Here is a 12,778-nt window from a genome sequence, read left to right as displayed (position 1 = left end):
GGTCCGCTCTTTATCTAAAAATCCCACTTTTCCCCCCGGAAATTAAAAAAGCTTATATGTACCATAGGTAATTACTTACATATAGTTTTATACGAAAAATATTTTCTCTAACTACAATTTTACCTATATTAACCTTTGTATATATGAAAAATATCACTGGCAACCAGGCTGCTCAATAGGCTATATTTTGCATAATGTATAAAGTGAAAATCAAGCCGCACTGGGAAATCTCGCGCGACACGGAGCAGCCGCTGGATACCGCTGTGCTGCTGACGCTGCTCACCGCCGTCCAGGAAACCGGCTCCATCGCCAACGCCGCCAAGCAGACCGGCAGTTCGTACCGCCATGCCTGGGGCTTGCTGCGCGACGCCGAACGGATGTTCGGCCACCCCCTGATAGAGACCGGCCGCGGCCGCGGCAGCCGCCTGCTGCCGCTGGCGGAAAAACTGATCTGGGCTGACCGCCGCATCGCGGCACGCCTGTCGCCGACCCTGGAAACCCTGGCGTCCGAGCTGGCAGGCGAACTGAGCAAGACGGTCAGCGGCCAGCCGCAAGTGATCCGCCTCAACGCCAGCCACGGTTTTGCCGTCGCCGCGCTGCTCAACCAGCTGAATGAACGCCACCTGCCGGTAGACCTGCGCTACCGCAACAGCGCCGATGCAGTAGCCGCGCTGGCGCGGCAAGAATGCGACCTGGCCGGCTTTCATGTGCCCTTGGGAGAATTCGAGGATGCTTCGGTGGCCAGCTACAGCCGCTGGCTGGATAAAAACAAGCACTGCCTGATCCACCTGGCGGTGCGCAACCAGGGCTTGATGGTGGCGCCAGGCAATCCGAAGAATATCGCCGGCTTGCCCGACCTGAGCCGCGCTGGCGTGCTGTTCGTCAACCGCCAGCCGGGTTCCGGCACCCGCATGCTGCTGGAGCTGATGCTGTCCCGGCAAGCGCTGTCGCCGAACGCCATCGAAGGTTTCGAGAGCGCCGAATTCACGCATTCGGCGATTGCCGCCTTTATCGCCAGCGGCATGGCCGACGTCGGCTTCGGCGTACAGACCGCCGCCCACCGCTTCGGCCTGGATTTCATCCCGCTGGTCCGCGAACGCTATTTCTTCGCTATCTCCAGCGCTGCCATGAAAGATCCGTTGATGCGGCAGGTCATCGCCATCCTGCAATCGGCCTCGTTTCGCGAAATAGTCAACCAGCTCAACGGCTACGACGGCAGCGCCACCGGCGAGATCCTGTCGCTGTCGGAGGCATTCGGGAGCCTGCAATAGAATCGCGCCGGCCGCTTCGCAGCCTGGATGCGCCGGCGCGGTCCCGCCTCAGGATGCGGGCTGGAGGATCGCAAGCGCCTGGCGCAGGTAAGCCAGCAGCTCGTCATTGAGCCAGGTGCCCCTGGACAGGCTCGGTTCCTGCGCCATGGCGTTGCGGATTTTCTGCTGGGTCCCAGGATTGTCGCCTGCATAGGAGCGGAACAGCTCCATCCACACTTGCGCCAGCCGCTGCGGTTCCGCATCGCCGGGCGCGGCGCCGCCATCCATCTGCTTGCGCAAGGCGGCGATCAGCGGCGGCCACTCTTTCATGCGCTTGCCGTAGTTGGCGCGCATGAAGGCGAACTCGGCGGGCGACAGGTACTTCTGGTACACCTGCAGCTTGCTCTCGGCGAAGGCCCGCATCACGTAACCGATCATGTCTGGCGAGATCCCGGTCTGTTCCTGCATGCCGGGTTCGTTCTCGTGCATGGCCCTGAGCTTGGCGAACAGGGCCGGATCGACCAGCGTATCCCGCTCCACCATGTCCATCCAGCGCACCGCCAGCGCTTGCGCCTGGTCGCTGCCGGCCGGCGTTGCGCCGGCCATCAGGGCCGCCACCTGCTCCACCAGCGCCGACCATTGCCGCCGCCGGGCCGTATCGGCCTGGTAGAACGGCAGTTGCTTGAGTTCTTCCTGGGTGAAATATTTATCGTACATGTTCATCAGCTCCATCGTTGTCAGCCATTCGGCCAGTTCCGGCTCTTCTCCCGCCATGAACTGCGTGCGCAGGGCGGACAAACGGTCGCGCAGCCGGACAGACTGCGCGATTTGCTCATCCAGCATGCGAAGCTGCTGTTCGATGACAGAAGCCAGGGACAGCTCCGGCCGGGTCAATAGGGCTCCGATCTCGCCCAGCGATACCCCCAGGCGCCGCAGCGCCTGCACCTGGTGCAGGCGGGCGATATCGCCACGGTTGTACAGCCGGTAGCCGGCATCGGAACGCGCCGAAGGAGCGAGCAAGCCGATTTCGTCGTAGTAATGCAGGGTCCTGACCGTCAGGCCGCAGCGTTTGGCTAGTTCACCTACTCTCAGCAACATGGTCTTGCTCCTTTTTTCTTCAGCGCCCATTGATTCTGGAACCTCACGCCACGTCAGGGTCAAGCAGCTTATCGCAAAAAAAAACCACACCTGTCATTTCCGCCATGGCATTCGGCGAGGCACGCCTCGCCGGCCGCACCTGGCCGGCCGCACCTCGCCAGCCGCACCTAGCCGGCCGCACTTATCTGCAATCTATCTATATAAATCATTGTTATTTGCATGGATGAATCTAAAATAGCGGCTTATTCCAGGCAATATTGTTAATATACCAACCTCATGGCTGGAACACTCTACCGACCTTACAGGAGCTACTCAATGAATCGCATTTTCAATCTGGGCCTGTGCGTGCTCGCCCTGTCGCTGGCAGCTTGCGGCAAGCAGGAACCGAAAACCGCGGCGACGCCTGCACCGACCGAGTACCTGGTCGGCGCCGAAGCGACTTTTGCGCCGTTCGAGTACCAGAATGAACAAAAGGAAATCGTCGGCTTCGATGTCGACGTCATGAACGCCATCGCCGACAAGGGCGGTTTCAAGATCAAGTTCGTCAATACGCCGTTTGAAGGCATCTTCAATTTCCTGGCGCAAGGCGACCGCGACCTGCTGGCGTCGGCCATCACGATTACCGACGAGCGCAAGCAGACCGTCGATTTCTCCGAGCCCTACTTTGAAGCCAACCAGCTGATCGTGGTGCCGAAAAACTCGAAGGTCACCAAATTCGCAGACCTCAAGAGCATGAAAGTGGGCGTGCAAAGCGCTACCACCGGCGACGAAATCGTACAAAAGGAACTGGGCAAGAACAATCCCAACATCAAGCGCCTGGAATCGGCGACGCTGGTCATGAAAGAACTGGAAGGCGGCGGCGTTGAAGCCGTGGTGTCCGACAACGGCGTGGTGAAGAACTACATCAAGAACAATCCGTCCGAAGGCTTCCGCTTGATCTCCGACCCAGCCTTCTCCAAAGAGTATTACGGCATTGCGGTCAAGAAGGGCAACGCCGAGCTGCTGGCCAAGGTCAACAAAGGGCTGGCGGCAATCAAGGCTGACGGCACCTACGACAAGATCTACGCCAAGTATTTTGCCGACACCGCTAAATAACCGCCGGGGAAAAACATGAAACAACGATACCTGCCGGCGCTGACCCTGGCTTTGCTGTGTTCGCTGGCTGTGCTGGCGGGATGCGGCAAGAAGGACAGCAATGCCGCGGCGAGCGCCGGCAATGCAGCCACTGAATACGTGGTGGGCGCGGACGGCGCATACGCTCCCTTCGCTTCCGAGAATGAACAAAAGGAACTGGTCGGGTTCGACATCGACATCATGAAAGCCGTGGCCGACAAGGCCGGCCTCAAGATCAGGATCGTCAATACGCCGTTCGACGGCCTGTTCAATGCGCTGTCCCAGGGCGACCGCGACATCCTGATTTCCACCATCACGATCAACGACCAGCGCCGCCAGACCATGGATTTCTCCGAACCCTATTTCGTGGCAAAACAGCTGATCGTGCTGCCGTCGAGTTCGAAGGTGGCCAAGTTCGAAGACCTGAAAACCCTGAAGATCGGCGTCCAGAGCGCCACCACCGCGGATGAGGCGGCACAGAACCTGGTCGGCAAGAACAGCCCCAGCGTCAAGCGCTTTGAATCCATGCCGCTGGCGTTCCAGGAACTGGAAGGCGGCGGCGTCGACGCCGTGATCGGCGACAACGGCGTGGTCACCAATTTCGTGAAGAACAATCCGGGCAAGAGCTTCCGCATCGTCAACGACCCGGCTTTCCCCAAGGAATACTACGGAATCGCGGTCAAGAAGGGCAACGCCGAACTGCTAGCCAAGCTCAACCACGGCCTGGAACAGATCAAGGCTGACGGCACGCAGGACCGGATCTACAAGAAATATTTCGCCGACGAGAAGTTGTAAATTCGACTGATTTTTACGAGAACCCCATGAAAAAAATGTTAAGCCGCTATCTGCCGCTGTGCGCTCTCAGCCTGGGCTTGCTGGCCGTCGGCGCCTGCGGCAAAAAGGAAGAAACGCCGGCGGCGGCCACCAAGCAAACCCTGTACGTGGTCGGCGTTGAATCGGCCTACGCGCCGTTTTCCGCCGAAAACGAAAAGAAGGAAGTGGTCGGCTTCGATATCGACCTGATGAAAGCGATCGCCGCCAAGATCGGCATCGAGGTGAAATTCATACCGACGCCGTTCGAAGGCATCTTCAACTTCCTGGCGCAAGGCGACCGCGACCTGCTGATTTCCGCCATCACGATCACCGATGAGCGCAAGCAGACCGTGGATTTCTCCGAACCTTACTTCGAAGCCAGCCAGCTGATCGCGGTCCCGCAAGGCAATACCTCGGTCAAGCAGTTCACTGACCTGAAGACCATGAAGATCGGCGTGCAAAGCGCCACCACCGGCGACGAAGTGGTGCAAAACCTGGTGGGCAAGAACAACCCCAGCATCAAGCGCTTCGACTCGACCACGCTGGCCCTGAAGGAACTGGAGAGCGGCGGCGTCGACGCCGTGGTGGCGGACGATCCGGTGGTCAGGAACTACATTACCAACAATCCGTCCGCCAGCTTCCGCGTGGTGCCCGATGCCGGTTTTCCGAAAGAGTACTATGGCATTGCGGTACGCAAGGGCAATACCGAACTGCTGGCCAAAATCAACCAGGGCCTGGCTGATGTCAAGGCTGACGGCAGCTTCGCGAAAATCAATGAAAAGTACTTCGGCAACGGTAAGCAATAATCTGTGACCTGCCCGCAGACCGGCTATTTTTGGCGGTCTGCGGCAACTACGGTATAATTTTGCGCTAATTTTTATTATCTTATGTTTAACCCGGACCAGCAGCACGCCGGGTTACGCGTCCTCTCAGCCCGTCGCACCGTTTCTTCTCAATAACACTTATGGATTTTCGCTGGAGCATCATACAAGGCTACGCGCCGCTATTCGTCAAGGGCTTCTTCATGACGGTCCAGGTCGCCGTGATCAGTATCATCATCGGCACCATCCTCGGCCTGTTGCTTGGCATGCTGCGTCTGGCGGAAGTCAAGCACGGTCCATGGAAATGGCCGTTCCGCCTGTTGAAATCGCTGGCCAGCTTCTATGTCGCCTTTTTCCGCGGCACGCCGCTGTTCGTGCAGATCCTGCTGATCCACTTTGCAGTGATGCCGGTGCTGATCCACCAGGACAACGGCCTGCTGATCTCCGGCGAGCTGGCGCGCACCATCAAGCAGGATTACGGCGCATTCATCTCCGGCATCGTGGCCTTGTCGCTGAACGCCGGCGCTTACATTTCAGAGATTTTCCGGGCCGGCATCCAGTCCATCGACCGCGGCCAGTCTTACGCCGCCTCCAGCCTCGGCATGGGCTACAAACTCACCATGCGCTACGTGGTGCTGCCGCAGGCGTTCCGCCGCATGCTGCCGCCGCTCGGCAATGAAGCGATCACCCTGCTCAAGGATTCGTCGCTGGTGTCGGCGATCGGCCTGGCCGAGCTGGCGTATGCCGCCCGGACCGTGGCCGGCGCCTATTCGCGCTACTGGGAGCCGTACATCACGATTTCCGTGGTCTATTTCGCCATGACCATGATACTGGCGACGCTGGTCGGCCGGCTGGAACGGAAGTACGCGGCGCCCCACCATCGTTGATGGCAACCGAGTAGCCCCTTCCGAAAAAACCCTTATTTTTCTCAACGAAAACAAGGGTTTTTTAATAACTAGTCGACTTCCGACAAGCGCCCATCCACGGTCAGCAAGGCGGTACGCAAACGCTTGCCGGCAAACACTCCTTGCGCCGCCTGCCGGTAGCTGCGCAGCTGTGCGGTATAAGCCGCCCGCTCGCTGTCGAGCAGCTTGCGCTTGTAATCCAGGATCCACACTTCGTCCTCGAAGATCACCACGCGGTCGAAGCGCAGCACCGCATTGTCGGCGATGATTTCCATCTCGTTGCGCGCATGCAGGTGCATGGCCGGATTGAAAAACTGTTCCAGGCCGGCTTGTCCCAGGATGGTCTGTGCCTGCTGCCGCACTTGCTTTGCCAGCGCCGGCGGGCACGGCAGCCAGCGCGCAATCGTTGCCGCGTCCGGCAACGCTACCGGCCACAACCCATGCTGGGTCACTCTTTCCAGCAAGCCGTGCAAAGCAATGCCTTCAGCGATTGCCTCGTTGTCGAAAGTCGCCTCGACGGCGGTCTCGGCCGGCGGCAATTGCGGCGGATCAAATATTTCCTGCTCAAATTCCTGTACGCCGCCGGCAGCCGCGGCGTGTTCGGCGACGGCATCCAGGCTGATTTCAGGGACCTGCTCCAGCCGTGCATACCAGCTGTCTTCGGTCACGCCGCCGCTCCTGCCGGCGACGCCGCTGACGATCAGCAGCTGCTTGGCGCGGGTGGTGGCAACGTACAGCAGGTTCCAGTCTTCCTGCGTCTTGAAACCTTCTTCCGCCGCGAACAGCAGATCGCGCGCGGCGCCGCGTTCGGCACTGCTGCCGAACGCGGAAAAATGCAATGGCGCCTCCGCATCCTGCGGCCAGTCGCACAAGATGCCGTAGTCGTCGCGCGCCGGTTTGCTGTGATTGGCGTCCAGCAGCACCACCACCGGCGCTTCCAGCCCCTTGGCGCTATGCACCGTCAGGATGCGCACCGCATCGGTGGCGGCGTCGATGCTGGCTTCATCGGGCGCATCGCCGCCGGCGGCGTTTTGCAGGCCACGCAAGGCATCAATGAATTTCGGCAGGCTGGGATAACGGCCGGCGTCCATGTTCAGCGCCAGCTCGACGAAGGTTTCGATGTTGCCTATCGCCTGGCTGCGCGTCAAAGGCGAAGCCGCCTGGGCATAGCGCGCCAGCAATTGTCCCTGGTGCAAAATCACGTCGAGCAGGTCATGCACCGGCAAGCGCGGCGCCGCCTGCAGCCATTGTTCCAGCAAGGCGGCGGCGCGCTGCAGCGCAGGAGCAGCGTCCGGGCTTGCCGAGGCCGCCCGCAGGCGCGCCCACCAGCCGCGCTCGGCGCGTTGCGCCAGGGCGATCAGGTCGTCGTCGCTGGCGCCGAAGATCGGCGATTTCAATACATGGCCGAGTGCGCGCGCATCATCCGGCGTGATCAGGAAAGTCAGCAAGGCAACCAGGTCGGAAATTTCCAATGACTCCAGCAAACCGCCGCGCTTGTCCGACATGAACGGTATGCCGGCTTCGCGCAGCGCACTTTCATAAGCGCCCAAATGACTGCGTTTTTTCACCAGCAGCATCACATCCGACCAGCGCAGCGTGCGGCCGCCGTGTTCCTGGCGCACCGTCAGTTCTTGCCTGGCGCGCCATAAAGCCTGCGCCAGCTGCCTGCCTTCGTCGCGGCGGCGGGCGTCTTCCGATTCTTCGCGCGCGGTGGTCAGCGGATTGCGCAAGCCTTGCGGCGGCTGTTCCGCCTCATCGTCCGCTTGCCGGACCAAAGGCAGGCGCCACACCGCGCCGCCGGCCTCGCCCAGCGTGGTTTGCGCGGAAAACAGCGGGTTGGCGTAGAAGCTGGCGTTCAGCACCTCGACAATCGCAGTGGCGTTGCGCCTGGTCTGGTTGGCTTGCAATACCGTGGCGCCCTGCTCCTGCAGCAGCTTGCGCGCGGCTTCGAACACCCGCGGCTCGGCGCGCCGGAAACGGTAAATCGACTGCTTGGGATCGCCCACCACAAACACGCTGGGCTGGCCGGCATCCGCGCCATAGGCGCTTAGCCAGGCGCGCACGATGCTCCATTGCAGCGGGTTGGTGTCCTGGAACTCGTCCAGCAGGATATGTTTGTAGCGCGTGTCGAGCCGGCTTTGCAGGTAGGCCGCGCTTTCCGGGTTGGTCAGCAAACGATAGGCTTGCCACTCCAGGTCGGCGAAATCGAACAGCCGCTGTTCCGCCTTGAGCGCCTGGTAGCATTCCAGGTAAGCGTTGCCGACACTGAACAGGTGCTGGTTCAGGCTGAGCACGGTGCGCTCGTGACTGCGCTTGCGCAACTGCTTGAGGGCTTCCCCGGTCGCATCGAATTGCGCGTCGAAGGCATCGAGGGCATTGCCGCCCAGGCTGTTTTCCAGCGCCTTCAGCAAATCCTTGGCCTTGCCGTTGCTGCGCGGCTTGCCGGCATCGTCAAAGAACTGATGGCACAAGGCGTCGAAATTGACCGCCGCGGCGCCAGCCGTCAGCGCCATTTCAATCGCGGTAGCGCGTTTCTGGTTGGTCGCCGAACCCTGCCCCAGCAGCCAGGCGATCTGCTTGACCTGCGACAGGAGCTTCTGGTCGTCCCACAACGACAGCCGTGCATCGATTTCGGCATCTGCGCCGCACATTTCGCGCAGCCATTCGAGCGGCGCATCCGCTCCCTGCTGGATCACGGCCCACCATTCGGCGCGTTTGTCGATGAAAGCATTCAGCAGTTTCCGGGTGCTGAAATCGCCGACCAGCTGGTACAGCGCCAGCAGGTCCTGCCTGGTCTGGCCATGCTCTTCGTCGTTCAACGACTGCATGAAACGCAGGTAAGCATCCGCCAGCAATTCGCCGGTTTTCTCGGTCAAGGCATAGCCGTGCGGCACGCCGGAAGCCAGCGGCGCAATTTGCAGCAGCCGCGCGAACCAGCTATGGAAGGTGTCGATCGACAGGCTTTGCGGACTGGCCAGCACGCGCTCATACAGGCCGCGCGCCGCTGGCAGTGTGTGCGCCAGGTCTTGCCGGGCGATGCCGCGTTCCAGCAGCAGGTTGCGCACCTTGTCTTCCGGCTGCAGGGCCAGGTCGTGCAGCAGCTCCAGCAGACGCTCGCGCATTTCCTGTGCGGCCTTGCGGGTAAAGGTGATCGCCAGCAGTTCCGACGGCGCGGCGCCGGCCAGCAACAGCCGCAGCATGCGCGCCACCAGCAGCCAGGTCTTGCCGCTGCCGGCGCAAGCTTCCACCACCACCGAATGCTGCGGATCGCAGGCGGCGTTGGTGAAATCCTGGGCTTCGACGACCGCGCCGTTCAAGCGATAAGCGCTCGGCAGTCCGGCTTGCATCGATTCGCTCATTCCCATGCTCCCTTGCGGCACAAACCGCGTACATCGCAATACTGGCAAACCGACGCCACGCCGTTGGCAGGCAGGCCGACGCCGCGCGCAATCGCTTGCACATTGACCGAAATCTGCGCGGCCAAAGCGCGCTGCGCTTCGTCGTAATCGGGAGCACTCACGTCGCCGACCTTGTCTTTCGTGGTCTCCAGCGCGACATAGTGCGCCGCCGCGACCGGCCGGTCCGACAGCAGGCCGTAGAACGCCAGCTGGTGATCTTCATGGTCTTTCAGTTTTTTATTCAGCACGACCAGGTTGTTGGTCTTGTAATCGAGCACCGCGCGCTCGCCGGCGCCGTTCTCGTCGACCCGGTCGATCCGGCCGTGCAGCGTCAACTCTCGGTCGGGTAGCGCCATCGTTTTTTCATAAGCCTGTTCGCCGAACACGAAGCGCCAGCCTTGCGCTTCGTGTTCATTGGCCCAGGCGACATAAGCCGCAATGACTTTTTGCCAGCGCGAGTAATAGCCCAAGGCAGCTGCATTTTTTGCAATGACGCTGTCGAACAATTTCTTTGAAATATCGGCCAGCAAGGATTCGCGCTGGTCCGGCGGGCACGGCTGGTCGCGCAGGGTTTCGTGGTAAGTCTCCAGGATTTCATGCAGCCAGCCGCCATAGTCGCGCTTTTCCGGCAAGTCGGTTAGTTCGTCCAGCGACGCCAGGCCCAGCATGCGCCTGGCGAAGAATTGATACGGACAGGCGATAAAGCTGTTGTAAGCGCTGGCCGTCAGGCGGCTCGGCGTCAGCTGCGGCGCCGCCGGCGCCGGCATGGCGGACGGCCTGGCTTGCAGGTTCTGCGATGCAATCGCCGCCCGCCGCTCAGGCAGAGCCGGCGCGGCGCTGCGCGCCAAAGTCAGCTGCAGGCGCTGGATCCAGGGGCTGACCGGATTCGGTTCGCCATCCTTGTGCGCCTGCCACGACAGCACTACCTGCGGATTCATCGCCAGCAGCTCGGCCACGTCGCGCAATTGCTGGCGCTGGCGGCTCTCGCGCGTCGCCAGGCCCAGCTCGCGCCGCACGGTATTGGCAAAGAACAGCGTCTCCTGCGGCTGCGAAGGCAAGTGATCGGCATCGGCGCCCACCATCAGCACGGCGTCGAAGGTACGCAAGCGGGCGCCGTTCAGCGGCAGCATCACGACCCTGCGGTCATTGGCGGCGCTGATGAAGCTGGTGTCGTCGAGCTGCAGGCTGACCAGCGCGCGCCACTCCGGAAATGAAAACAGCGCTGCAAAATCATTGCCGGGCGGCGCGATATTCTGCAACAGCTGCAAGATCTGCTGGCCGGCAGAATCCGCGCCGAGCGCCGACGACACGCCCAGCGCATCAAGCGCCGCGGCGGTGGTGGCGATCCAGTCGCGCAGATTCTTGCGGCCGCTGAACAATGCCGCCTGCTGCGCCAGCAAAGCTACCGCTTTTTGTTCCGCCGGCGCCGCGGTCAAGGCATTGATTACCGCGCGCCACTCGCCGAGCACATTGGCGCGCCGCAGCAGCAACTCTATTTTCATCACCAGCGCAGATTTGTTGGCAACGCTGTCCTGCGCATCGTGCAGCAGGTCGCTAGGCGCCTCATTCAGCACAAACGGCGATTTCAGCAGGTCCAGCAAGGCCGTGGTTTCACCGCGCGCGGCGACGACGTCGAACCAGGCTGCAATGGCGGATGCAGCACGCGTGGTAGACAACTTCCAGCCGGTTTCATCGGCCACGTGGACTTGCGCCCGCTCCAGCAAGGCGCGGATGCGCCGCGCCACGACACGGTCCTGCGCTACGATCGCCAGGCTGGCCTTGCCCTCCTGCAGCCAGTCGATCACCGTCTGCGCGCCTTGCACTGCTTCGTCTTCGACGCTGCGCGCCGCGCACAATGCCAGCTCAGGCGGCGGCGCATGATTGCCGGCCGCGATATCCGCGGTTTCTCCATCCGCCGCGGCTGCCACCATTTCCGGCCAGGCCAGCGCATGCATCGGCAAGATTGCGTGGGCACGCCAGTCAAGGGTAATCGTCAGCACTTGCTGGCGCTTGGCATAAGCATCGAGAAAAGCCTGCTCCAGCGGTTCCGGCGCCACCGAGCTGATCCAGGCCAGCGGCTGGCTGGCGTTTTCCGCGACCTGCAGCATTTGCGCAAAGCGCGCCGCGATGGCGTCGTCGGCGTCCAGCTGGCTTTTCCAGATCGACCATACCAGCTGCGTTTCATCCGACAGCAGCTTGCGCGCGTCCGGCGACAGCTGCTCCAGCGCGCTTTGCCAGCGCTGCTCCGGATCGCCTGCTGCCGCACCTGCGTGCAAGGCAGGCAGCAAGGCTTGCGTCAATTCGTCTGATAACGCTAACAGCGTCTGCGCCAGCGGCAACAGGTCTGTGTTGCGGCGCGCGGTGAATAATTTTTTCAGCCAGCCGTGCTGGCGCAATTCGGCATACAGGCGCATCAGCCGCTCGCTGGCGGGCAGCACGTTGGGCAGCGGCGGCAAAGTCGCCAGCCAGCCGGACAAGGTAAAGAATTGCGGCGGCACGAAAGTCCCGCCCAGCTCCGCGTTCATGGCCGCTTTCAGCGGCTGGGCGTGGGCAAAGGTAGGCAACACCACACGCCATTGGGCGAAATCGCGCTGTCCGTGGTCGCCGCTGGCCTGGCGGCAGGCTGCCAGCAAGGCACGTGCAGCATCCGGCCAGAAGTTGGCAGATGGCACGATTTGGATGGATTCTGATGGCATGTAACTCACTGGAAGCGCGAGAACGGCCGTTTTGCAGCTCTCGCATTTTTGCAACAATTAACTAGCATTTTATGCGAGCCCCTGGAAAAACAAGCCTCAAATAATTACATGGCCCACACTTTTTCATAAAATCGGTTATGATTTAGCGAATATCCCGCCGCAATACCTCTTACCGCACCCACAAAAAACTTGAATTCGCGCACGGCATCCCCACTTATTCAATAGAATAGGGAACGCCGATGGCAGCCACCAAGCAGGAATGGTAAGTCGTCTTGGCACACATTGATTCTTTTTCCCTCACACTGAGGAAACCATGAGCGAACATATTAAACACACTTCCGACGCAGCTTTTGAAGCAGATGTACTCAAATCCGACAAACCAGTCCTGGTTGATTTCTGGGCCGAGTGGTGCGGTCCATGCAAGATGATCGCCCCGATCCTGGAAGAAGTAGCCAAGGAATACGGCGACAAGCTGCAAATCGTCAAGCTGGACGTCGATTCCAACCAGGCAGTGCCTGCCAAGCACGGCATCCGCGGCATCCCGACCTTGATCCTGTTCAAGAACGGCGTCCCTGCGGCACAGAAAGTCGGCGCGCTGGCAAAAGGCCAGTTGACCGCATTCATCGATTCGAATATATAATAAAGAACCGCGGCGATGCGCCCGCATCGCCGCCTGTGTTTTAC

Annotated in this window: 9 protein-coding genes; 6 read left to right on the top strand and 3 right to left on the bottom strand. The window is 61.0% G+C overall.

Going from position 1 to position 12,778, the window contains the following annotated elements:
* The first annotated feature begins 194 nt into the window (after window positions 1-194).
* The gene (locus tag AC07RZ_RS21885) at window positions 195-1,271 is read left to right on the top strand and encodes a substrate-binding domain-containing protein (protein ID WP_494669569.1); all 1,077 of its coding nucleotides are present in this window, start codon (window positions 195-197) and stop codon (window positions 1,269-1,271) included.
* Window positions 1,272-1,319: 48 nt separating this feature from the next.
* Here the strand turns inward: AC07RZ_RS21885 and AC07RZ_RS21880 are convergent, their stop codons facing one another.
* Window positions 1,320-2,348 (bottom strand): MerR family transcriptional regulator, encoded by a 1,029-nt coding sequence (locus AC07RZ_RS21880; protein WP_494669568.1) that lies wholly within the window; start codon window positions 2,346-2,348, stop codon window positions 1,320-1,322.
* Window positions 2,349-2,663: 315 nt separating this feature from the next.
* On the opposite strand from AC07RZ_RS21880, the gene AC07RZ_RS21875 reads away from it, so the two are divergent.
* The 4 genes from AC07RZ_RS21875 to AC07RZ_RS21860 all read left to right on the top strand — a co-directional run bounded on the left by AC07RZ_RS21875 (window position 2,664) and on the right by AC07RZ_RS21860 (window position 5,982).
* A complete protein-coding gene (locus tag AC07RZ_RS21875; RefSeq protein ID WP_186450656.1) occupies window positions 2,664-3,443 on the top strand; it encodes a basic amino acid ABC transporter substrate-binding protein in 780 nt (259 codons plus the stop codon).
* A gap of 15 nt (window positions 3,444-3,458) precedes the next feature.
* Window positions 3,459-4,256, top strand: a complete 798-nt coding sequence (locus tag AC07RZ_RS21870) for a basic amino acid ABC transporter substrate-binding protein (protein WP_144742404.1) — start codon at window positions 3,459-3,461, stop codon at window positions 4,254-4,256.
* A 26-nt stretch (window positions 4,257-4,282) separates the two neighbouring features.
* Window positions 4,283-5,080: a basic amino acid ABC transporter substrate-binding protein gene (locus AC07RZ_RS21865; protein WP_494669567.1), complete on the top strand. Its 798-nt coding sequence runs from the start codon at window positions 4,283-4,285 to the stop codon at window positions 5,078-5,080.
* 158 nt (window positions 5,081-5,238) lie between these two features.
* Entirely contained in the window at window positions 5,239-5,982 is a 744-nt protein-coding gene (locus AC07RZ_RS21860; RefSeq protein ID WP_092401992.1) for an amino acid ABC transporter permease, read from the top strand.
* Window positions 5,983-6,050: 68 nt separating this feature from the next.
* On the opposite strand, the gene AC07RZ_RS21855 is transcribed toward AC07RZ_RS21860, so the two are convergent.
* Together AC07RZ_RS21855 and AC07RZ_RS21850 are read right to left on the bottom strand one after the other, a co-directional pair.
* Entirely contained in the window at window positions 6,051-9,359 is a 3,309-nt protein-coding gene (locus tag AC07RZ_RS21855) for a UvrD-helicase domain-containing protein (RefSeq protein ID WP_494669566.1), read from the bottom strand.
* Window positions 9,356-12,094: a PD-(D/E)XK nuclease family protein gene (locus tag AC07RZ_RS21850; protein WP_494669565.1), complete on the bottom strand. Its 2,739-nt coding sequence runs from the start codon at window positions 12,092-12,094 to the stop codon at window positions 9,356-9,358. The genes AC07RZ_RS21855 and AC07RZ_RS21850 overlap by 4 nt, the downstream gene beginning before the upstream one ends.
* A gap of 313 nt (window positions 12,095-12,407) precedes the next feature.
* Between AC07RZ_RS21850 and trxA the strand changes: the two genes are divergently transcribed.
* The gene (trxA, locus tag AC07RZ_RS21845; protein ID WP_061532392.1) at window positions 12,408-12,734 is read left to right on the top strand and encodes a thioredoxin TrxA; all 327 of its coding nucleotides are present in this window, start codon (window positions 12,408-12,410) and stop codon (window positions 12,732-12,734) included.
* Window positions 12,735-12,778: the final 44 nt, after the last annotated feature.

This window comes from Collimonas sp. GW821-FHT07E08 (assembly GCF_059418905.1).
This window is presented reverse-complemented; position numbering and strand designations above follow the sequence as displayed.